The following is a 21,028-nucleotide window of genomic DNA, read 5'->3' as shown; positions in this document are numbered from 1 at the left end:
ACCCTAGCGTGCGCTCAGCCCATCGTGGCGGCGCCTGCCGCGGTCAGCAGTTCCACGGCCTGCCTGCGGGTCAGGGTTCCCAGTAGCTGAGCAGCCGCCTTCATCACGTCGCCGACCAGCACGGTCGGACCGTTGTTCAGGTTGTCGAATGCCTCGGCCACCACGTCTTCGGCGGTGGCCGCATCGGCGGGGTGGGATCGCGTTGACGGCAGTACTCCCCGCTTGTGTTCAAGGGTGCGCAGCGCCGGGGTGTCGGTCTTGCCGAGAATCAGCCCGATGACGTCGACGCCCGTGTCGCGCAGTTCGGCCCAGAGCGCCTCGGCGAACACCATGTCGAAGGCCTTGGAGGCGCCGTACGCGACCATGTTGGGGGCACCGGCGAATCCGGCTCCCGATCCGAACAGCACGATGCCGCCGCGGCCGCGGGCCACCATGGGCGCGGCGAAATGGTGGCACAACCGCATCGGCGCGACGCAGTTGCGTTGCACCATCGCGTCGGCGGCCGCCAGCGGACTGGCCAGGAACGGTTCGTAGTCGGGATCGGCGCCTGCGCAGTACCCGAGGAATCCGATCTGCAGGTCGCCGGTGGCGGCCGCGATCTGCGCTGCCGCGGTGTCGGCGGCGAGATCGATGGCCAGCGTGCGGGCCTGAACTCCGTGGCGGCTTTCGATTCCTTCGGCGACCTCGTCGAGCAGGGCCTGACGGCGGGCCAGCAGCACCACGTTGACGCCGCGTTCCGCCAGGCCGTCGGCGAGGGCGGCACCCACCCCGTCGGACGCTCCCGCCACCAGTGCCCACGGGCCGTACGTGTCGGCGAACATCGAATCAACCACCGACCGTGGTGATCCGGACGGCGGTGAACACCCGCCGGGCGATCCGCCAGCCGTGGTCCGCGCGGATGAGGTCGTCATCGTAGATGCCGACGGCACTGACCCCGGAGGCGTTGTCGGGCGCCAGGATCAGCCCGTCGACATAGGTGCGGGCCGCCGCGCGGTCACCGTCGAGGGTGATGACGATATTGCTGAGCCGGTGCATGGTGTGGCCGGCCATCGCGTGCGACTGATCCATGAACTCGGTGACGGCCTCGACCCCGGTGAAGCTACCGATCTCGCCGTAGTCGAGCACACAGTCCTCGGTGAAGGCCGCACGAAAGGTGTCCCAGTCCCGGCGATCGATCCCGGTGGCATAGCGCAGCAGCACTTCGGTGATATCGGCGCGGTCGCGGTATGCGGGTGAGTCCGTCATCGGGGATCTCCGTTCGGGTGGACGTGCACCCTGACGTTACGGGCTGACCGGATCGAAGAGCACCGGCAACGCGGTCGGCGAACGGAACACCTGGCCGCGGATGTGTGGATCTCCCCCGTCGGGATCCAGACGCAGATTCGGTAGCCGATCCAGCAACAGGTTGATGGCCGTCCGCATCTCCAGGCGGGCCAGGTGCATGCCCAGGCACACGTGCACGCCGTAGCCCCAGCCCACGTTTGCCTTCTGCTTCCGGAAGATGTCGAAGGTGTCCGGGTTCGGGTACCGGTCGTCCTGGCGGTTCGCCGCGCCCAGCATCGGCATCACCGTCGCACCCGCCGGGATCTGCACGCCACCGAGTTCGGTGTCGCGGGTCGCCACCCGGGTGATGGTGAGCAGCGGTGACTCCCAGCGCACGCCCTCCTCGATGGCCTGCGGCAGCAGGGTGCGGTCGGCGCGGATCGCCTCCAGCTGAGCGGGATCGGAGAGCAGCGCGAACAGCAGACTGCCCAGCGACCGATACGTCGTCTCGACGCCGGCCGGGAGCAGCAGGCGCAGGAACGAGAAGATCTCCTCGTCTTCGAGCTTGTTCCCGTCGATTTCGGCAGCAGCCAATGCACTGATCAGATCGTCCTTGGGTTCCGCGCGACGGGCCGCCAGGATAGGGGCGAAATAGTCACACAGCGCCGCCGACGCCGCGAGTCCACGCTCCGGGTTCATCAGCCAGCTCAGCAGCGAGATGGACCACCGCTGGAACTGTGGGAAGTCCTCCTCCGGCAGCCCCAGCAGCCCGGCGATGATCTGGCTGGGATAGTCGAAGGTGAACTCCTTCACCAGATCTGCCTTGCCGTTCGCCTCGAACTTGTCGATCAGCGCGTTACCGACCCGACCGACCAGTTCGTCTTCCCAGCGCGCCAGCGACTTCTGGGTGAAGGCCTTCTGCACCAGTGCCCGCAACCGGCCGTGCACCGGTTCGTCCATGCCGAGCATCACCCGCTCCCCCAGTACCGGGCCGAAGGCTGCGATGACGCCGGCCGAGGAGAACGTCTCGTTGTCGCGCAGCATCTGCTGGATCTCCTCGTGCCGGTACACGATGAACATCGGCAGCGACTCCTCGTGCGGCAGCATCCCGGAGGTCTCCAGCCGCTGTACCGGCTCCTCCCGGCGGAGTCGGGCCATTTCGGTGTAGGGGTCGCGCACGTCACCGGAGATGGCGTCGTCGAAGGAACCGAAGTCCTCCAGGTCGTCGAAAAGTTGTTCCACGGTGTCGAACTCCTTCTATGCGGCGGGCGGGAGCGAAGCGACTTGGGGTCACTGGGCCGGGTAGGCGATGGATTTGATCTCGGTGTACTGATCGAAGCCGGCTGTGCCGTTCTGCCGGCCGACCCCGCTGTTCTTGTAGCCGCCGAACGGGGTGTCCGCTCCGTACCCCGCGGTGCCGTTGATCCCGATGAACCCAGCGCGCAGCCGCTTGGCCACCGCCAGTGCGTGATCCAGCGATCCGGACATGATGTTGCCTGCCAACCCATACGGGCTGTCGTTGGCGATGCGTACCGCATCGTCCTCGTCCTCGTAGGCGATCACCGAGAGCACAGGTCCGAAGATCTCTTCCTGCGCGATCGTCATCGAGTTGTCGACATCGGCGAAAAGCGTTGGCTTGACGAAGAATCCTTTGTCCAAGCCGTCGGGCTGCTCGGAGCCACCGACCACCAGGCGTGCCCCGTCGGCCACACCCTGCTCGATATAGCCGCGGATGCGGGCACGTTGCCGATCGGAGATCACCGGACCACACAGCGTTGCGGCATCCTGCGGATCACCGGGTTGCACCCCTGCATAGATGCCCTTGAGAATCTCGATGCCCTCGTCGTAGCGCGAGCGCGGCAGCAGCAGCCGGGTCGGGTTCGCACAACCCTGGCCGGCGTGCACGCAGGGTGCGATGCCCATCATGCAACCCAGTGCGAAATCGGCATCCTCCAGCACGATGGTGGCCGACTTGCCCCCGAGTTCGAGGAACAGCCGCTTCATGGTGGCCGCACCCTTTTCCATGATGCGCATACCGACCGTGGTGGACCCGGTGAAGGAGATCAGGTCCACCTTGGGTGAGAGCGTCAACTCCTCGCCGACAAGATGATCCGAGGCCGTCACGATGTTGACGACACCGGCCGGGATGTCGGTGTGCTCGGCGATCAACCGACCGATGCGGGTCGCGTTGAACGGCGTGTTCGGGGCGGGCTTGAGGATCACGGTGTTCCCGGTGGCCAGTGCCTGCCCGAGCTTTTGAATGGTGACCTCGAACGGGAAATTCCACGGCACGATCGCGCCCACCACCCCCACCGGTTCGCGCCAGACCTTGCGGGTGGTGTTCACCCCGGTGACCGACACCAATGCGTCACCCAGCGAGGTTTCCCACGGGTATTCGTCGATGAGCTTGGCCGGGTAGGTGAGCGCATCGCTGAGTGGCGCGTCCAGTTGCGGACCGAAGGTGAGCGAGCGCGGGCAACCGACCTCGGCGATCAGTTCCTCGCGCAGTTCCTCGCGCTCGGCTTCCAGCGCCTCCTGCAGCTGGAGCAGACACCGTTGCCGCAGAACGTGGTCGGTCGACCAGTCGGTATCATCGAAGGCCCGCCGGGCGGCGTCGATGGCGCGGCGCATGTCGGCCGTCGACGCGTCGGTGACCTCACCGATCACCTCCTCGGTGGCCGGGTTCACATTGACGAATGCGCCCGCTCCGCCCTCGACGAGCTTGCCGTCGATCAGCATCCTGGTTTCGTGCCGGACGGTGGTGTCAACCATGTGCGCGCACATCTTCCTCGGCAGGTGTTTCGGCGGGCGGGGGCGGCGGCGCGGGCGCGAACCGCATGGCGCCCAGGCCTGGCAGACCCATGGCCAGCCGTGCCATGTGATGCACGCCGGCACTGGGCAGAATCCGATTGGCTATCAGCAGCATCCGGGCGTCCGGACCGATGGGGCGCCGCACAAAGGCAGCAGTGCCCTCCAGGGCGCCTGCCAGGCCCGCAGCGAAGATCTCCGGCGGGCGGGCAAGTTTCATGGCGAGCCGGCCGCGCCGGTCGATGGTCGCGTGGTGCCGCGCGTAGGGGCCGTCGAAATCCCGGCAGTCGGTGGTGCCGGCATCGGTGATGATGTCGGTGTCATAGGTGCCGGTCACCAGGATGGTCACGCCGATACCGAACGGTGCGACCTCCCCGGCCATCGATTCGCCCCAGCGCTCCAGCGCCCCCTTGGCCGCCGAATAGGCCGCGATGGAGGGCATTCCGCGCACGCCACCCTGGCTCGAGATCAGGATGATCCGGCCCCGTCCGGCCGCCCGCATCGACGGCAGCAAGGTCTTGGTCAGCAGCACCGGGCCCAGCACGTGGGTGCTGAACATCCTCTCCCACAGCTCCATCGGGGTTTCTTCGACCATGCCTGCGGCGGATATGCCTGCGTTGTTGACGATAGCGTACGGCGCGCCGACGGCGGCCTCGATCAGCGCGGCCGCCGCGGTCACGGAGGCTTCGTCGACGAGGTCGAGTGGCACGCCGATCAGCCTCGGATCCCCTTCGGCGGCACCGGTGGCTTCGCGCAGTCGCGGCATCCCGGTGTCCGGGGACCGCATGGCGGCGACAACCTGCCATCCCGCCCGGTACAGGTGCACGGCCGATGCCAGCCCGAGCCCCCTGGACGCGCCGGTGATCACGACACTTCGCGGCTCACTCATCGGGCCGACTCCGGTGCGCACCGGTCACCGCGGGAACCCGGCACGACCGCTGGTCTGCCGTCGGGCTGGCCGGTCATCCAGGTGGACATGATGCCCACCGCGAAAGGTCCCTGAGCGCCGTTCTCCTCGTAATAACCCTGCGGGTCATATACTTTCGCTTCCGGATACGGCCACGGGCAGGCCACCGAGGTGGCCGCGCCGGACATCCTGATCAAGGTGAAACCCAGCCCGTAGGCGAAGTAGGCGACGTTGATGATCACGAACATCACCACCAACATGCCCAGCATGGGCCGGTTGAGGAACAGCCGCGAGCGTTGCGCGAGCTTCTCGGCGACCGTCCGACCGGTGTCGTCGCGGTAGACGAGCAGGCCGGCCGGCACCATCACGAACGTCACCATCACCGATTCCCACAGCAGCGGGAACTGGAAGGTGCTGCCGGTGAAGATGGAGCCGAACGGGATGACCTGCGAGTAGATGTAGAGACCGGTGCGCACCAGGGTGAGTTCGAGCACCATGTCGAACAGGAACCCGATGACGAAGATCAGGACGCCCAGGCTGACCAGGGGGTGCCGCCAGGCGAAGGCGGTGACGGGCTTGCGCGACTGGATCTTTCGCAGGATCCAGACCGCCGGGAAGTACGGCCCGAACTGGAACATGACATAGCCGATGACGACGAAGGGCTCGATGGTCGGCGACAGCGAAACCCACGGCCAGTCAGGCGGCCAGTGCCACAGTTCGGGGTTGTACACCGCGTACGGGGCCCAGTTCATGTACGGGTCCTGCCACACGATCAGGGTGGTGATGGCGGCCATCATGACGATGGGGCTGCCGGGATTGCGCCGCCAGGCGATGATGCAGGCGATCAACAGCGCCGGCACCGAGAAGATGGTGAAGATCTGCCACAGGTCGATCCAGTGCTCGAAACCGAACAGGAAGTCGACGGGACGTGGTCTTCCCTCGACGTCCGGATTGGCGATCCGCGGCGACGTCGGGCCGCTCTGCGCGTGATACGCGATCACCGCGATACCCAGCAGCCCGGCGACGATCCACACCGTGCCCCAGGGAGAGCGGCGGGTGGCGGGCGGCGGTGTCTCGGTGCTCGGTGCGATGTGATCGGTACTCATCTCAGGCCTCCCCGAAGCGGTCGACGAGATGGGAGTTCACACCGTCGGCGTCCAAGGTGCGGGCGACGAGGTACCCGGCGCCCATCCAGGCCCGCCGGGTCCAGTTGCCGAATGAGACGCGGGTTCCCGGTGCACCGGCGGCGGCGGGCAGCATCTTCACCCGCTCCAGTGCGTCTTTGACGCCTCGCGGACTCAAGGGGTGGGCGTCGGTGACGGCGTGCAGCAGTGCGTTGGCGACATCGTGGTTCACCACCGGGACGCAATACTCGGGGCGGCGGCCGAACGCTTTTTCGTAGCGGTCCAGGAATCGCTGGCCCACCTGGTTGGATTCGTCGTACTGGTCGACACCGGTCCAGCCCATGAAGGCCTCCCACATCACCGGATTGACCCAGGCGTTCTGAAACGCCGTGCTGGTGAAACGTGGCGGGTCCCAGCCCAACTCCGCGAGCACCGCATTGAGGAAGACGATGCCGAAGCCGAATCCGCAGTGCACCAGGGCGCTCGGCTTGGCCTGATGGACGATGGCGACGGCCTCGTTCACGTTCTGGGCGGTCTGCGCGATCGTCGCCTCGGCCACGATCCTGATGTTCCTGCGCCGGCAGGCGCTGCGAAAATGTCGCAGGTAGGTCTCTCCGACAAGGGAGGACTCGATGAGCACCCCCACCTCGGTGTGGCCGGCCTTGGCCAGCAGATCGGCCCAGAAGATGGGCTCGTCGGTGAGTGAGCCCTGCGGGAAGGCGAACGTCCACTCGCCCAGCCAGTCGTCGCTGCCGGTGACACTCAGCGCGGGTACCCGGAACCGTTCTTCGATGGCCTCCCGGGTGGGCACCGCGTTGTCGGTGATGTGCGGGCCGAACACCGCGAGGCACCCCTCGTCGACGAGTTCACCGTAGGCGTCGATGACCTTTTTCACCGCACCCTTCGGCAGACCCTCGACCTCGCGGTAGACCAGCTCGATCTTGCGATCGATGCGGCCGTCGGCCAGTGCCTCGTCGAACAGCAGCTGAAACGGCTGGAAGAAGTCGTCCCTCATCTCCTGCGGATAGGCTTCCGGCAGGGTGAAATCCATCAGATAGCCGACCTTGATCGGTTCGGCCGAACTCTCGTAGCCCATGCTCATTCTCCGTCCGCGGGAAGGTATACGTCGATCAGTTCGATCAGGCCTCGTGTCACCGTCGAGTCATCGGTGAGCGGACCGGCGATCGCCGCGCGAGCAGCGACCTGGGGTGTCAGCCCCTCGGCGATGAGCCGACCCGCCGCGATGAGCACCCGGGTGGACGCGACCTCGCGCAGGCCGCCGGTCTCCAGGCGCCGGATCGCCTGCCCGAGGCGCACCAGATCGGCAGCGCGGCGGTGGTCGACCCCGGATTCCTGGGACAGGATCTTCTCCTCGACATCGGGTGCCGGAAAACCGAACTCGATGGCGACCATGCGTTGCCGGGTCGAGTCCTTGAGATCCTTGAGCACACTCTGGTAGCCAGGGTTGTAGGACACCACCAGGCAGAAGCCCGCGGCGGCGTCGAGCGTGATGCCCAGCCGGTCGATCGGGAGTTCGCGACGGTGGTCGGCCAGCGGGTGCAGCACCACAGTGGTGTCCTGGCGCGCCTCCACGACCTCGTCCAGATAGCAGATCGCGCCCTCCCGGACGGCGCGGGTCAGCGGTCCGTCGACCCACTCGGTCTCTCCCTCGCGCAGCAGAAAGCGGCCCACCAGGTCGGCGGTGGTCAGATCGTCGTGACAGGACACGGTGATCAGCGGCCGCCCCAGGTCGTGCGCCATCGCCTCGACGAATCGTGTCTTCCCGCACCCGGTCGGGCCCTTGAGGACCACGGAGAGCCCTTGTCGGTAGGCGGCTTTGAAGACCAGCTCCTCGTCGGCGACCGATATGTAGTACGGGCGGGGTTGCGTGGTGGTTCTCGGCTGAGCCGGATGCATATCGTCCTCTCGTGCAACCAAGTTCGATCACTGTAGCGCGGAACAGATGTTTGGTTCAAGCATGTGGTCAGAGTCGTCAGGCGACGCGCCTGCGAAGGTCGGCCGACCGCAGCGCGGACCGGAACAGCGGGCCGATGATGTCGCCGAGTTGCTCGGGGCGTGGAATAGCCGCATGCGCGGCGCTGCCGAACACCCGTCGTAGTTCGTGCGCCCCGGTACCCGCCCCGACCGTCAGGCAGACGGCGCCGGTGCCCTGTTGGCGCACTTCGGCCAGGGCGCGCCGGGCATCGGCCGCACCGTAGGCGCGTTCGTAGCCGTGGTCATAGGCCAGTCCGTCGGACAGTACGACGAGCAACCGCCGGGAGGTCCCGGCCTTCTCCGCCATCAGCGCGGTGCCGTGCCGGATGGCCGCGCCCAGGCGGGAGTACGCACCGGGTGTCAGGGCGGCCAACCGCTGCGCGACGGCGCTGTCGAAGTTGTCCTCGAAACGTTTGACGGGCAGCACGTGTACCGACGAGCGGCCCTGGGACCGAAACCCGTACAGCGCCACCCGGTCGCCGAGTTCGTGCAGTGCCACCGTCAACGCGTGCGCAGCGAGCACCTGCTGCTCGTGCACGGTGCGCCCGGCCGTCCCGGGCTCGTTGACCGACCCGGACACATCGAGCAGCACCAGCACCGCGAGATCTCTTCTGCGTCGCTGGCTCTCGATGTAGACGGCGGCGTCACCGGCAGTTCCGGCCAGCGTGTCGATCCTGGTACGCACGGCGGCATCGATATCGATATCGTCGCCCTGGGCCTCGCGCCGGCAGCGGTCGAGCCCGACGCCCAGCCGGGTCAGCGGTCGGCGCAACGCATGGACATCAGGACGCGGTGCCGGCGTGACGTCACGCGCCGGCACCTCGACTTCGTCGACCGTGCACCAGTTCTCGCGATAGCGGCGCTGATTGGCATCCCATTCGGGGTACGTTGCGCCCACCGTGCCCCCGGGATCGTCGTCATACGACGGACCGACGGTGGTGGACAGCACGGCGGCCGCTCCCCTGGCACCCGAGCGGGACCGGCGGGTGGCCGAATCCGCCCCGGGCGGGCCACCGCCGCTGCCCCGACGCCGCACGCTTTTCATCATGCGCTGCAGAAGTTTCCCGATCGAGCCACCGCCACCGACCGGGCTGGTGAGGTTGTCCAGCACGTCCAGGTCGGCATCGTCGACCGCGTCCTCGACGAGCTCGTGCAACTCGTTGTCGTGCTTCCTGCGGGCAATGTGACGGCCGGGCCGGTCCGGGTCGTTCGAGCCGGTGGCCATCCTGCGTGGCCGAAGGATTCCGAAGGCCGCGGGCGCCTCGGGCAGGTGCACCCGGCTCAGGGCCAGGTCCAGCGATGCCTGCGCCGAATCCGTGCCGGCCGCGAGCGCGGGATCCAGCAGGGCGCGGATGTCCCGCGACAGCAGCTCCTCGTTGCAGGCCAGGGCGCGGTGCCCTTCGATCGCGAGGTAGCGCTGCGCCAGGGCGCTGCGTCGACCGAGCGTGCACAGGATGGCGGGGTCCAGACTGTCGGCGGCCAGCAGCGATGCCTGAACGGCCAGGCAGCGGCGCTGAAACGCGGTATCGGCCGCGGCGTCCAGGTACACCGCGACGCCGTCGGTCCAGGCGGGTTCCCCGGCCGGGACGGACCGCACCGCCACGGTCCGTCCGGCCAGCGCGGAGGCGAGCAGGGCGTGGACCTGCACGTCGGGCGCATCGTCGTCGGTTGTCACCGTGCTGTGCACCTCGATTTCATGCCTGGACCCAGAACGTTGACCAAATATCTGTTCCACCGTAGAGTTCGGCCCACAGCGAGTCAACGTTCGACATGACGAATGTTCGATATGAAGTAGGCCCCTTGGAATCCTTCGGTTTCACCTACCCGCCACACACCGAGCAGTTCCGCAAGGAACTGCGGGCGTGGCTGGCCGAGCACCTGACACCCGAGATCCTCTCCGCGGCCCAGCGTTACGGTCGCGACGAGGACGCCTTCCGCACCATGCGACGGTGGAATGCCCAGATGGCGGATGCGCGCTGGGCGGCCGTCTCATGGCCCGCCGACTACGGTGGCCGCGGCGCGGGCATCATCGAACAGTTGGTGTACGCCGAGGAAACCACCTGGGCGCGAGTGCCGCACCCGCTCAACGTGATCGGTATCAACAACATCGCACCGGCACTCATGCACTACGGATCCGAGCAACAGAAGCTCGACCTGCTTCCCCGCATGCTGCGCGCCGACGACATCTGGTGCCAGGGCATGTCCGAACCGGAAGCGGGTTCGGATCTGGCCTCCCTGCGTACCCGCGCCGTCGCCGACGGCGGAGACTTCGTCATCAACGGTCAGAAGATATGGACCTCACTCGGCCACCGCGCCGACTGGTGCCAGCTGTACGTCCGCACCGACCCTGACGCACCGAAGCACCAGGGCATCTCCTGTCTGATCGTCGACCTCTCGTTGCCCGGGGTTGAGGTGCGCCCCCTGGTCACCCTCAATGGTGACGCCGACTTCGCGGAAATCTTCTTCACCGATGTCCGGGTACCGGCGAGCGCGCTGCTCGGCGCGCTGAACGAGGGCTGGCAGGTCGCGACCACCACGCTGTCCCACGAACGTGTTGGGGCGGCAAGACTGTACGCCGAGATGCAGACCCGACTCGCCGATCTGGTCACCGACCTGGATGACGCGGGCCACCCGCTCGACGACCCGTCGACGCTGCGCAGGCTCGGCGAATTGGAGATGCGGATCAGCTATCTCGAGACGCTCTGCCAGCGTTCGATCTCGGCCACCGCACACGGTAAAGACGGTTTCGGCACCGCGAGCCTGGCCAAATCGGTGTGGGCGGAGATCGGGCAGGACATGGCCGCGCTGGGCTATGAGCTGCTGGGGGACGCCGGTGCCGATGGTCGATGGGCCGAGCACAGACTCACCTCGCGTGCATTGAGCATCGCCGGCGGTACCACCCAGATCAACACCAGCATCACCGCTCGGCTACTCGGACTGCCGCGCCGATGAACCTCGAGTACAGCACCGAACAGCGTGCGCTGGCGGACACCGTCCGGGCATTCCTCGCCGAGAAAGCCGGTGTCACCGAGCACGTCCGTGTCCTTCTCGACGACCCGCGTGGAACCACCGACCCGGTGTGGCACGGACTCGCCGCCCTCGGCGCAACAGGTCTGCTGGTGGCACCCGAGTACGGCGGATCCGGGGCGACGATGGTGGACGCCGGTATCGTCGCCGAAGCGCTCGGTGCTGCGGTCAACCCGGGGCCCTGGTTGTCCTGCGCTGCCGCCTCTCGCGCTCTCTTTCGATTCGGACTCGAAGCGCAGGCCGCGGTACTGCTGGCCGGTATCGCCGAGGGATCGGTCGTGGCGACGGTGGGACCGCTGCGCGGCCATGGACCCGAAAGCTCCGACGACGGCTCGGAGGTGCTGCTGCGCGGTGAGATCGACCGACTCGCCGATGCAACGGCCGCCGACATCGCACTGATCCCGATCCGTGATCACGCCGGCTGGGCACTGCACTCGGTGTCCACCGCCGACCTCGAGATCACCGAGGTGACCGGTGTCGACCGCACCCGCAAGGTCTTCCGGGCGCGGCTCGATGACGTGTCGGCGCGCGTGCTGGGTCGGGCCGGGGACGAGGCGATCACCTCGCTACGCGATGACGTGCTGGCGTTGGCCGCTGCCGACGCGCTGGGCGCCGCGCAACGATTGCTCGACCTGACGATCGACCATGCCAAGAGTCGCAGGCAATTCGGTCAACCCATCGGCAGCTTCCAGGCCGTTCAGCAGCTCTGCGTGAGCATGTTCCAGACCGTCGAACTCGGGCGCGGTGGAGTGCTGCGCGCGCTCTGGGCCGCCGATGACGCCGACAGTGCGGAACGACCGCTCGCGTCCGCCAGGATCAAGGCATTCGGTGCCAGGCTGGCCACCGTCGGCGACACCGCCATCCCGGTGTTCGGCGGCATCGGCTACACCTGGGAACACGATGCTCACCTGTATCTGAGGCGGCTGCTGGGGTTCTCGACGTTTCTGGGTGGCAGCGACGACTATGTGGAACAGCTGGGCGCCGCACTGGTGGTCGGCTGCCGGGCGGGAAGGGACAGAGTTCGATGAACGACACGATCGATTTCACCGGCCAGGTGGCCATCGTCACCGGTGCCGGCCGAGGACTGGGCCGGTTGTACGCCCTCGATCTGGCCGCACGAGGTGCGGCCGTGGTGGTCAATGATCTCGGCGGCTCCATGCACGGGGACGGATCTGATCCGGGTGTTGCCGACGAGGTGGTGGCCGAGATCCGAGCGGCCGGTGGCACGGCGGTTGCCTCCCACGACTCGGTGGCCTCCGCGGCAGGCGGAACCGCCATCGTCGCGACCGCGATCGAGGAGTTCGGTCGCATCGACGCGGTGGTGAGCAATGCCGGGGTGTTCAGCAGCATTGCGTTCGACGAACTGTCCGAATCGGACTGGCGCACCATGCTGCAGGTCCACCTCGACGGTGGTTTCTACCTGGCCCAGCCTGCCTATCGGGCGATGAAGCAGCAGGGGTACGGACGATTCGTCTTCATCTCGTCCTCGGCGGGAATGTTCGGCCAGCCGTGGGAATCCCACTACGCCGCCGCCAAGACCGGACTTGTGGGCCTGACCAACGTCATCGCGCTGGAGGGCGCCGAACACGGTATCAAGGCGAATGCGGTTCTGCCGTTTGGTTTCTCGCGGATGGTGACCGAGACCCTCGGTAACGAGACAGCCCTCGAAGAGACCGGCTTCCTCAAACTGATCGATCCGGCACTCGTCGTGCCGATCGTCACCTATCTCGCCAGCCGCACGTGCGAGGTGTCCCACCAGAACTACTCGGCGGGTACCGGGCACTTCGCGCGGGTCTTCATCGGCCTTGCCGAAGGCTGGAGCGCACCGGCCGGCACCGTCCCACGGGCCGAGGACATCGCCGCCCACCTGCCCGAGATGTCGTCCACCGAGCGGTTCACCGTGCCCGGGTCGATCTTCGATGAGGTGTTCGCCATGTGCGAACGGTTAGGCGTCACCGCGCTGGGATGAAGCAGTTACCCGTCGTCGGGACATCAGGTCGTAAGCTCAGTATTCGAGCTCGGGTACAGAGACGAGGGATAGGAGCCGATGACCGACCATCCATCAGAGGCTCCCGATACGCGTCGGATCCAGATTCTGCAGACCGCCAATGACGTGATCGCCGAATCGGGCCTGCGCACCTCACTGCAGCAGATTGCCGATGCGGCCGGCATTCTCGCGGGCAGTCTGTACCACCACTTCGAATCCAAGGAAGCCATCCTGGTCGAGCTGACCCGGCGCTATCACGCGGCGCTGGACCTGGTCGGCGAGCAGGCGCTCAGCGGACTCGACGCCCCGGACCCGCGTCCGATCGAGGACCAGATCATCGGCCTCGGATGTGCCATCGCCCGGTGCGCAGTGGCACACCGGGCGGCGCTGCAGATGTCGTTCTACGAGGGCCCGAGCTCGGATCCCGAACTGATGGAACTCACGAAGCGCCGCCCGGCCGGCATCCAATCCGCGATGCTGCAGTTGCTGCGGGCCGGTCGGTGGAGCGGTTATCTCAGGCCCGAGATGGACCTGCCGACGCTGGCCGACCGGATCTGCCAAAGCATGCTGCATGTCGGGCTGGACGTGATCCGGCACAAGGGCAGCAGCGATCAGGTGGCGAGCCTGCTGTGCCGCATCCATCTCCATGGACTGGCCAGCCATGACCTCACCGACGTTCAGCTGGACCGTTCGGCTGCGTTCGCCGCCGCCGACGAGGTGGTGAAGAGTTGGTCGGAGAACACCGAATCCGGAGAAAGTGACAAGGCTGCCCACGTCCGGTCCGTTGCCCGAAGTGAGTTCGGCCGGCGCGGTTATGAAATGACGACCATCCGCGATATCGCCTCGGCCGCCGGGATGGGCACCGGCACCGTGTATCGGATCATCGGATCGAAAGACGAGCTGCTGATGTCGATCATGGTGGCCTTCGGCCACAAGGTCGGCGGCGGTTGGAGTGAAGTCCTGCGGTCGGAGTCCACCCCGTTGGAGAAGCTGGACGCGCTGAGCTGGCTCAATATCAATGCCCTGGAACAGTTTCCGGACGAGTTCCGCATCCAGCTGGCCTGGATGCGGCAGTCTCCTCCCGATGTCGCCGATCCCGGCTGGTCGTTCTCGACTCGGGTACGGCAGATGAAGACGATGCTCTCCGAGGGCATCCGCTCCGGGGAGATCCGGGTGGACAGCCCCAACGCCGAAGTGCTGGCCCGCGGTGTCATCGGTGTGCAGTGGATTCCGGAGAACATTCTGCGTGAGCTCGGCACCGACCGGGCGCTCACCCACTCCCGCGATACCGTCATCCGCGGTGTCGCGTTGCGGTCCGGCTGATCTGAACAAACCCGCTTTGAGATCCAGCCGGGTTTTATCGCTTGCCGATACGGCCCGGGCGAGTAGGTTCTGCAGGCATGACCACAGGTGGATTCGATCAGCAACCGGGCACGTACACCACTCCAGGCGGGCAACCGGGCGGGCTGCTCCCCCGCTGGCTGGCCCGCATCATCGACGGCATCGTCATTGGTATCGTCGCGTTCTTCCTGGCATTCGTCACCGACTCGTTGTCCAACGTATGGGTCACAGGCCTGTTCACCGGCCTGCTGACGTTCGTCTACTACGTCGCGTTCGAGACCACCCAGGGGTGGACGCCGGGAAAGAAGGTACTGGGCCTGAGCGTCCATGGCCCGGCCGGTGCCGCGAAGCCGACGCTGCAGCAATCGGCGATCCGAAATGCGTTCACGCTGCTGCCGATCGTCCCGTTCGTCGGCGGATTGCTGGGTGTCATCGCGATCCTCATCATCGCGGTCACCATCAACGGCAGTGCGACCAAACAGGGCAAGCACGACGAGTTGGCCGGCGGTACCCAGGTCCTCAAGAGCTGACCCCGACACCACGAAAGTCCCCGAATCCGCCAGGATCCGGGGACTTTCGCACGTTGTGCCTCAGATGAACAGATCCAGCAGCAGCACCACGATCAGACCCGAGACCGACAGCACGGTCTCCATGATCGACCAGGACTTGATGGTCTGGCCGACACTGAGTTTGAAGTATTCCTTCACCAGCCAGAAGCCGGCGTCGTTCACATGGGAGAAGAACAGCGAGCCCGCGCCGACCGCCAGCACCACCAGCGACACCTCGCCGGAGCTCATTCCTTCGATCAGACCGATCATCAGTGAGGACGCGGTGATGGTGGCGACGGTGGCGGAACCGGTGGCCAGCCTGATCGCCACCGCGAGGCCCCAGGCCAACAGCATCACCGAGATGTTGGTGCCCTCGGCGAGGTTCTTGAGGGCGGTGCCGATGCCGGTGTCCACCAGCACCTCCTTGAAGCCGCCACCGGCCGCCACGATGAGGATGATCCCCGCCACGGGCGGCAGACCGGACTCGACGCATTTGGTGATCTCGGCGCGCGACATCCCGCCGCCGCGGCCGAGGGTCACCATGCCGACGATCACGGCGATCAACAGCGCGATGAGCGGTGTGCCCAGGGTGTCGAAGATCTTCCGGAACCACTGGCCGTCGTCCTCGATGAAGATGTCGACGAGCGCCTTGCCCAGCATGAGCACCACCGGCAGCAACACGCTGAACAACGTGATACCGAATGACGGCCTGCGGCGCTGCTCGCCTTCCGTCAGCTCATCGGCATCAAAGAACTCCGGTGCGCCGACCACGACCCACTTGCCTGCCAGCTTCCCGAACAGCGGGCCCGCGACGATGATCGTGGGGATTGCGACTGCGACACCGAGTGCGAGGGTGAGTCCGAGGTCGGCTCCCAGGTACCCGATGGCCGCAAGCGGACCCGGGTGCGGTGGCACGAAGCCGTGCATCGCGGAAAGACCTGCGAGGGCGGGGATCCCGATGGTGATCAAGGACAGCCCGGACCGGCGGGCCACCAGGTAGATGACCGGCATCAGCAGCACCAGGCCGATCTCGAAGAACATCGGCAGGCCGATGATCGCACCGACCAGCGCCATCGCCCACGGCAACATCCGGGGTGAGGCGTGTCCGACGATGGTGTCCACGATCTCGTCGGCTCCCCCGGAGTCGGCCAGCAGTTTGGCGAACATGGCACCCAGCGCGATGAGGATGCCGACGCTGGCGGCAGTCTTGCCGAAGCCGTTGGAGAATGAGGCGAGCACCGTCGCGAAGTCCTCGCCCGCAACGACACCCACGGTTACGGCGCCGAAGATCAGGCCGAGGAACGGGTGCAGCTTCACCACGGTGATGAGCACGATGATCACCGCGATACCGGCCAGGAAGGCCAGCATCAGGTGCGGCGTCGATGCGACGGGTTCGACGAGCTTGGGCGGTTCCGCCAGCAGGCGTATCCCGTTGTTCAGGAAATCAGTGTTCATCGGAGCTCCAGTCCGGTCTGGGATACGTAGTTGTCGATGATGGAATCGATGCGCTGATCGACGTCGATGGTCACGCCCGCCTCGTCATCTTCGAGGGGTTCGAGGGTGGCGAACTGAGAATCCAGCAGCGAAGCCGGCATGAAATGGCCGGGGCGGCTGGCCTGCCGTGCGCCGATGGTGTCGGGTGTTCCACTCAGATGCAGGAACTGCACGTCCGGGCAGTGCCTGCGCAGTTGCTCGCGGTACCGGCGCTTGAGCGCCGAACAGCTCATCACGCCACCGGTGGTGCACCGCTCGGCCAGCCATTCTCCGATGGACTCGAGCCATGGATGGCGGTCGTCGTCGTCGAGCGCCTCGCCGGCGGTCATCTTCGCGATGTTCGCCGGGGGGTGGAAGTCGTCGGCGTCGGCGAACGGCACTCGCAACCGTTGGGCCAGGGCGGCCCCGACGGTCGATTTGCCGGACCCCGATACGCCCATCACCACGATTGGTGCTGTCACCTTGCTCTGCCTCCATGTGTCTGACCTCACATAGCGTGCATCAATCATCAGATTATTGCAAGCAGATCACGAAAAGATCCGTTTTTAGTCAGTCACGTCAGGCTATGACAAGATGTATCGGTGGGGTTTACGCCTAATGTCAGCGCGCTGCACGAGAACGTGCTGACCGCGTTGGGCACCGCCGTGGTGTCCGGCGAATACCCGGCCGGCCAGGTGATAAACCTGGAGCGCGTCAGCGCCGAGCACGAGGTGTCCCGCAGCGTCGCGCGCGAGGCCGTGCGCGTGCTGGAGTCGATGGGCATGGTTGCCTCCCGGCGCCGGGTGGGTATCACCATCCAGCCCGCCGAGCACTGGAATGTCTTTGATCCCAGACTCATTCGCTGGCGACTGGAATCCGGTGACCGCGCCGCGCAACTGGTCTCGCTGTCCGAACTGCGTCGCGGATTCGAACCCGCCGCCGCCGCGCTGGCGGCCCGACGTGCCGATCCGCACCAGTGCCGCATCATGGCGGCCGCGGTGTCCGACATGGTGATGCACGGGCGGGTCGGTGACCTCGACTCGTATCTACAGGCGGACAAGGTCTTTCACCGGACCCTGCTGGAGGCCAGCGGTAACGAGATGTTCCGCGCCCTCAACGCGGTGGTCTCCGAGGTGCTGACCGGTCGCACCCATCACGGCATGATGCCCGACGAACCCAATCCGGTGGCCATCGCCCTGCACGACGAGGTGGCGCGGGCCATCCGGTTGCGGGACGAGGCGGGCGCGGAACGGGCCATGCGGGCCATCATCGACGAGGCGAAAGCGGCGGTCGCCGACGACGCACCGGTCGACTGAACGGCGGATGATTGACTGTCGGGGTGAGCAGATCAACGACCATCGCCCGTCGCCTGTTCGATCGGCTGGAACCGGTCCACGCCGTCACCTACTTCGCCCCGGAATCACGCGCCGCCCTCGACGGGCTCGGCTTCCGCGGTTTCTGGATGGGATATTTTGCCGCCCGCTCGGCGCCGCTGGGGGCGGTCGTACCCGAGGTGGTGAGCGCGGTGTTCTGCAACTTCGCGCCGGAGCGGGTCGCCAAGGCGTTGCCCGCCGCCTGGGACATCGCCACGCCCGCGACGGTGCTGCAGGTCCGCCAGGATTCGGCGGTGGCCGCGCTGCAGCGCTACGGATGCACCGATCCCGATGCCATCGACACGGCCGCGGCGCTGCTGGGCACCGCTGCGCGCCACGCACCGTCGGAGGGACGGCCGCTGTTCGCGGCGAACCTGGCGTTGCCGTGGCCGCAGGAGCCGCTGGCTCAACTGTGGCACGCCACAACGCTGTTGCGGGAGCAGCGCGGTGACGGCCATATCGCCGCGCTCAACGTCTTCGGGATCAGCGGGCGCCAGTCGAACGTCCTGCACGCCGCGGCGGACCGGGTGCCCCGCGAGATGATCATGCGCAGCCGCGATTACGACGAGGAGCAGTGGCAACGCCACGTCGGAGAGCTGGCCGAGCGCGGACTGCTCGACGATGCCGGCACGCTCACGCCGGCCGGGGCCGCGCTGAAGGCCGAGATCGAGCAGACCACCGACCGGCTGGCCCTCTCGGCGTTCGATGTGCTCGACGATGGCGACCTGGACATCCTGTTCGGCGCGCTCACGCCGCTGACCCGGCTGGTGGTCGCGGCCGGCGACGTCCCGGCGGCCACCCCGATGGGCTTGGACCGCGGCGATCTCGGCAACGACAGGCTGTAATTCTCAGCGGGGTGCGTACATGATCAGCCCCACCCCGAGAAGGCAGACCAGCGCGCCCGAGATATCCCAGCGGTCCGGACGGAATCCGTCGGCCACCATGCCCCAGATCAGCGACCCGGCGACGAACACCCCGCCGTAGGCGGCCAGTACCCTGCCGAAGTTGGCATCGGGCTGGAACGCGGCGACGAAACCGTAGGCCCCGAGCGCGATCACCCCCGCGCCGACGAAAAGCCAGCCGCGATGCTCGCGAACGCCCTGCCACACCAGCCAGGCGCCGCCGATTTCCAGAACCGCGGCGAGCACGAACAGCACCATCGATTTCAGCACCATCACCGGTGCCAGTGTGGCACGCAACGGGTCAGAGGTTGCGGTTCCACTCCAGCCAGCCGACACCGGTGCGGCCATCGTCGGTGCTGACCGTCGCCCAGGCGCGCGGGAACTGGGCGACCCGGCCGTCGGCGGAGGTCAGCAGCACCGGCGCATGGCCCTTGATGTCGACGGTCAGCTCCGTATCCCCCGGCTGCAACGTCAGCGTCGCCGTGGACGGCAGATCGTCGGAGCCCAAAGTGTGTTGTGCGGAGACTGTTTCGAGTTCGACGAGCGACTCGCCCGCGCGCTGCGAATAGCCGATGCCGATGGGCGCCATCCCGGGTATCCGTAGATCCACCCCGTGCAGGTGGGTGCCGTCCTCCAGATGCAGAGCGCTCCACGTCCAGTCCATGCTCCACCAGTCCCGCACACCCCACGAATGGTCCCGCTGCCCGGGAACGGCATTCAGCGGGTAGTGCTGACCGTCGACGGTCGCGGTGCCCGACACGGTGCAGGCGATCTCGTAGCGCGGGGTGATCCGGTACAGGTACGGCGTGCTGACCGAGTTGAACTCCAGGTCCAGGCCGACCTCGACGGGGCGGCCCAGCTCGCCGCGCAACAGCCCGGCCGGGTCGTCGTAGGCCTCGCCGCGGGCCCGCAGCGTCACCCGGTAGCGCTGCAGCGGCACCGTCGCGGACAATTCGAGATCGATCTGCTCGGTACGCACCCGGGCCGGGTCGGCGGGCAGCGGGGCCTGCAGATCGTTGACCGCCACCGTCGGCATGCCGGGCCCGCACAGCAACGCGTTGATCCACGCCGTGCCCTGGTTCGGTATCAGCCCCAGGCGCACCCAGCCGCCGAGACCCTGTGCGGCATCGACGAAGTCGAAATACCAGCTCTCGTTCCACAGCGCCTCATCGGTATGCGCATGCGGGCCCTCGTCGGCGGCGTCGGGGGTCAGCGGCTCCGGCGCCGCGGCCACCGGCAAGACCGCCAGCGCATCGGTGTCCAGCACGTGCGTGCAGTGCCGCGCCAGCATTGTCATGAACATCTCGTCCCCGCGCTCGGTCTGCGCGACGAGCATGGACGACACGATCGCCATCATCACGCCGAAGAAACTCTGCCGCCGCACTCCGGCCCTGACATCGTCCAGTGACAGCGGCGACCCTTCGCCGAGAGCCTGGTGGTACGCCTCCAGCAGCGCGTCATAGTGGGTGCGCCGCACATCATCGGACAATGCGCACCCGATGAAGTAAGCGACATCGGTCAGCGCAGGACCGCGGGTGACGGTCTGCCAGTCCACCACTGTCAGAGGCCGTTCCGCGCCGGCCTCACCGAACAGCATGTTGTCCAACCGGTAGTCGCCGTGCACGAGTCCCTGCATCGCGGCCGACTCCTGGGTCAGATACCCGTCGAAGGCGTCCACCAGGCGTTCGCACACCAGTCGGTGCTCCGGGGCGATCCGGTCACCGAACCGGTCGGCGAATCCGGCCCACAGTCCGGCCAGCAACGCCTGGCTGACCGGGGCCTCACGGTTCAGCCAGGCCGCCTCCGCGAGTCCGTCATCGCCGAGCAGCGGGCCGTGTACCCGGCCCAGCTGGCTCAGCGCGAGGACGGCCTGTGCGCTTGTGGCGCCGCGGATCTCATCGCCGACCACCGCGGGCGCGGCATCGCCCAGCAGCAGGTCGAAGGCTCCGGTCTCGGCGTCATAGGCGTGATGAAAGCACGGCGCGAACGGCCCGGCATTGTTCGGGGCGATCTCGGCGTAGAACCGGACCTCACGCTCGTAGAGACCCAGCGCGAGACCGGTCTGGCGGCTGTTCGGGTCGGCCGCGGCGACCTTGAGCACCACCGTCGCCGGACCGGAATCGCCGTCGGCGTAGCGGAGGGCGACCCGGTAGCACTCGCTCATCTGCCCGGTGCCGATGCGCTCGAACTCGTGCCCGGTCACCGTGCCGGCGCCCAGCGCCGCGGTGAGCCATTCGTCGGTCAGATCCGTGGGACGCTCGATGAGTTGACTCTGCACGG

The 21,028-nt window shown here is 67.0% G+C and carries 20 protein-coding genes; 7 read left to right on the top strand and 13 right to left on the bottom strand.

The window, feature by feature from the left end; genetic code table 11:
* Positions 1-14: 14 nt before the first annotated feature.
* The 9 genes from ASE48_RS02005 to ASE48_RS01965 all read right to left on the bottom strand — a co-directional run bounded on the left by ASE48_RS02005 (position 15) and on the right by ASE48_RS01965 (position 9,772).
* Complete coding sequence (locus ASE48_RS02005; RefSeq protein WP_057165314.1) at positions 15-821, bottom strand: SDR family NAD(P)-dependent oxidoreductase; 807 nt, start codon at positions 819-821, stop codon at positions 15-17.
* Positions 822-825: 4 nt separating this feature from the next.
* Positions 826-1,245, bottom strand: coding sequence for a nuclear transport factor 2 family protein (locus tag ASE48_RS02000; RefSeq protein WP_057165313.1), 420 nt, complete (start codon positions 1,243-1,245; stop codon positions 826-828).
* A 36-nt stretch (positions 1,246-1,281) separates the two neighbouring features.
* Positions 1,282-2,505 (bottom strand): cytochrome P450, encoded by a 1,224-nt coding sequence (locus ASE48_RS01995; RefSeq protein WP_057165312.1) that lies wholly within the window; start codon positions 2,503-2,505, stop codon positions 1,282-1,284.
* A 48-nt stretch (positions 2,506-2,553) separates the two neighbouring features.
* Positions 2,554-4,035, bottom strand: coding sequence for an aldehyde dehydrogenase family protein (locus tag ASE48_RS01990; RefSeq protein WP_200962037.1), 1,482 nt, complete (start codon positions 4,033-4,035; stop codon positions 2,554-2,556).
* A complete protein-coding gene (locus ASE48_RS01985) occupies positions 4,028-4,960 on the bottom strand; it encodes an SDR family oxidoreductase (RefSeq protein ID WP_057165579.1) in 933 nt (310 codons plus the stop codon). The genes ASE48_RS01990 and ASE48_RS01985 overlap by 8 nt, the downstream gene beginning before the upstream one ends.
* Positions 4,957-6,084 (bottom strand): spirocyclase AveC family protein, encoded by a 1,128-nt coding sequence (locus tag ASE48_RS01980; RefSeq protein WP_057165311.1) that lies wholly within the window; start codon positions 6,082-6,084, stop codon positions 4,957-4,959. The genes ASE48_RS01985 and ASE48_RS01980 overlap by 4 nt, the downstream gene beginning before the upstream one ends.
* A gap of 1 nt (position 6,085) precedes the next feature.
* The gene (locus tag ASE48_RS01975) at positions 6,086-7,198 is read right to left on the bottom strand and encodes an ABC transporter substrate-binding protein (protein WP_057165310.1); all 1,113 of its coding nucleotides are present in this window, start codon (positions 7,196-7,198) and stop codon (positions 6,086-6,088) included.
* A gap of 2 nt (positions 7,199-7,200) precedes the next feature.
* A complete protein-coding gene (locus tag ASE48_RS01970; protein ID WP_057165309.1) occupies positions 7,201-8,019 on the bottom strand; it encodes a CbbQ/NirQ/NorQ/GpvN family protein in 819 nt (272 codons plus the stop codon).
* A gap of 76 nt (positions 8,020-8,095) precedes the next feature.
* On the bottom strand, positions 8,096-9,772 hold the full coding sequence (locus tag ASE48_RS01965) for a nitric oxide reductase activation protein NorD (RefSeq protein WP_082613967.1): 1,677 nt from the start codon (positions 9,770-9,772) through the stop codon (positions 8,096-8,098).
* A gap of 125 nt (positions 9,773-9,897) precedes the next feature.
* Between ASE48_RS01965 and ASE48_RS01960 the strand changes: the two genes are divergently transcribed.
* The 5 genes from ASE48_RS01960 (at position 9,898) to ASE48_RS01940 (ending at position 14,982) form a co-directional block, all read left to right on the top strand.
* A complete protein-coding gene (locus ASE48_RS01960; protein WP_235570591.1) occupies positions 9,898-11,049 on the top strand; it encodes an acyl-CoA dehydrogenase family protein in 1,152 nt (383 codons plus the stop codon).
* On the top strand, positions 11,046-12,152 hold the full coding sequence (locus ASE48_RS01955; protein ID WP_057165307.1) for an acyl-CoA dehydrogenase family protein: 1,107 nt from the start codon (positions 11,046-11,048) through the stop codon (positions 12,150-12,152). The genes ASE48_RS01960 and ASE48_RS01955 overlap by 4 nt, the downstream gene beginning before the upstream one ends.
* Entirely contained in the window at positions 12,149-13,093 is a 945-nt protein-coding gene (locus tag ASE48_RS01950; RefSeq protein WP_057165306.1) for an SDR family NAD(P)-dependent oxidoreductase, read from the top strand. Before ASE48_RS01955 ends, ASE48_RS01950 begins: the two co-directional genes overlap by 4 nt.
* A 78-nt stretch (positions 13,094-13,171) precedes the next feature.
* Entirely contained in the window at positions 13,172-14,434 is a 1,263-nt protein-coding gene (locus tag ASE48_RS01945) for a TetR/AcrR family transcriptional regulator (RefSeq protein ID WP_057165305.1), read from the top strand.
* Positions 14,435-14,511: 77 nt separating this feature from the next.
* Entirely contained in the window at positions 14,512-14,982 is a 471-nt protein-coding gene (locus ASE48_RS01940) for an RDD family protein (protein ID WP_057165304.1), read from the top strand.
* A gap of 60 nt (positions 14,983-15,042) precedes the next feature.
* On the opposite strand, the gene ASE48_RS01935 is transcribed toward ASE48_RS01940, so the two are convergent.
* Together ASE48_RS01935 and ASE48_RS01930 are read right to left on the bottom strand one after the other, a co-directional pair.
* Positions 15,043-16,455: a GntP family permease gene (locus ASE48_RS01935; protein WP_057165303.1), complete on the bottom strand. Its 1,413-nt coding sequence runs from the start codon at positions 16,453-16,455 to the stop codon at positions 15,043-15,045.
* Positions 16,452-16,955: a gluconokinase gene (locus ASE48_RS01930; RefSeq protein WP_156409001.1), complete on the bottom strand. Its 504-nt coding sequence runs from the start codon at positions 16,953-16,955 to the stop codon at positions 16,452-16,454. The genes ASE48_RS01935 and ASE48_RS01930 overlap by 4 nt, the downstream gene beginning before the upstream one ends.
* 120 nt (positions 16,956-17,075) lie before the next feature.
* Between ASE48_RS01930 and ASE48_RS01925 the strand changes: the two genes are divergently transcribed.
* Both ASE48_RS01925 and ASE48_RS01920 read left to right on the top strand, forming a co-directional pair.
* On the top strand, positions 17,076-17,789 hold the full coding sequence (locus ASE48_RS01925; RefSeq protein WP_156409000.1) for a FadR/GntR family transcriptional regulator: 714 nt from the start codon (positions 17,076-17,078) through the stop codon (positions 17,787-17,789).
* A 23-nt stretch (positions 17,790-17,812) separates the two neighbouring features.
* Positions 17,813-18,691, top strand: a complete 879-nt coding sequence (locus ASE48_RS01920; RefSeq protein ID WP_057165301.1) for an SCO6745 family protein — start codon at positions 17,813-17,815, stop codon at positions 18,689-18,691.
* A 3-nt stretch (positions 18,692-18,694) separates the two neighbouring features.
* On the opposite strand, the gene ASE48_RS01915 is transcribed toward ASE48_RS01920, so the two are convergent.
* Positions 18,695-19,021, bottom strand: coding sequence for a YnfA family protein (locus ASE48_RS01915; RefSeq protein WP_057165576.1), 327 nt, complete (start codon positions 19,019-19,021; stop codon positions 18,695-18,697).
* Between the two features lie 28 nt (positions 19,022-19,049).
* Positions 19,050-21,026, bottom strand: coding sequence for a DUF7064 domain-containing protein (locus tag ASE48_RS01910; protein ID WP_057165300.1), 1,977 nt, complete (start codon positions 21,024-21,026; stop codon positions 19,050-19,052).
* Positions 21,027-21,028: the final 2 nt, after the last annotated feature.

Source organism: Mycobacterium sp. Root265, assembly GCF_001428895.1.
Lineage (GTDB): Bacteria > Actinomycetota > Actinomycetes > Mycobacteriales > Mycobacteriaceae > Mycobacterium.
The sequence above is the reverse complement of the archived record's forward strand: the minus strand, read 5'-3'. Positions and strand labels throughout refer to the sequence as shown.

Excerpts from the sequence above, each read along its gene's own strand:
- ASE48_RS01940 (WP_057165304.1), top strand. The coding sequence starts at position 14,512 with ATGACCACAGGTGGATTCGATCAGCAACCGGGCACGTACACCACTCCA.
- ASE48_RS01985 (WP_057165579.1), bottom strand. The coding sequence starts at position 4,960 with ATGAGTGAGCCGCGAAGTGTCGTGATCACCGGCGCGTCCAGGGGGCTC.
- ASE48_RS01970 (WP_057165309.1), bottom strand. The coding sequence starts at position 8,019 with ATGCATCCGGCTCAGCCGAGAACCACCACGCAACCCCGCCCGTACTAC.
- ASE48_RS01975 (WP_057165310.1), bottom strand. The coding sequence starts at position 7,198 with ATGGGCTACGAGAGTTCGGCCGAACCGATCAAGGTCGGCTATCTGATG.
- ASE48_RS01945 (WP_057165305.1), top strand. The coding sequence starts at position 13,172 with ATGACCGACCATCCATCAGAGGCTCCCGATACGCGTCGGATCCAGATT.
- ASE48_RS01955 (WP_057165307.1), top strand. The coding sequence starts at position 11,046 with ATGAACCTCGAGTACAGCACCGAACAGCGTGCGCTGGCGGACACCGTC.
- ASE48_RS02005 (WP_057165314.1), bottom strand. The coding sequence starts at position 821 with ATGTTCGCCGACACGTACGGCCCGTGGGCACTGGTGGCGGGAGCGTCC.
- ASE48_RS01990 (WP_200962037.1), bottom strand. The coding sequence starts at position 4,035 with ATGGTTGACACCACCGTCCGGCACGAAACCAGGATGCTGATCGACGGC.
- ASE48_RS01915 (WP_057165576.1), bottom strand. The coding sequence starts at position 19,021 with ATGGTGCTGAAATCGATGGTGCTGTTCGTGCTCGCCGCGGTTCTGGAA.
- ASE48_RS01950 (WP_057165306.1), top strand. The coding sequence starts at position 12,149 with ATGAACGACACGATCGATTTCACCGGCCAGGTGGCCATCGTCACCGGT.
- ASE48_RS02000 (WP_057165313.1), bottom strand. The coding sequence starts at position 1,245 with ATGACGGACTCACCCGCATACCGCGACCGCGCCGATATCACCGAAGTG.
- ASE48_RS01980 (WP_057165311.1), bottom strand. The coding sequence starts at position 6,084 with ATGAGTACCGATCACATCGCACCGAGCACCGAGACACCGCCGCCCGCC.
- ASE48_RS01935 (WP_057165303.1), bottom strand. The coding sequence starts at position 16,455 with ATGAACACTGATTTCCTGAACAACGGGATACGCCTGCTGGCGGAACCG.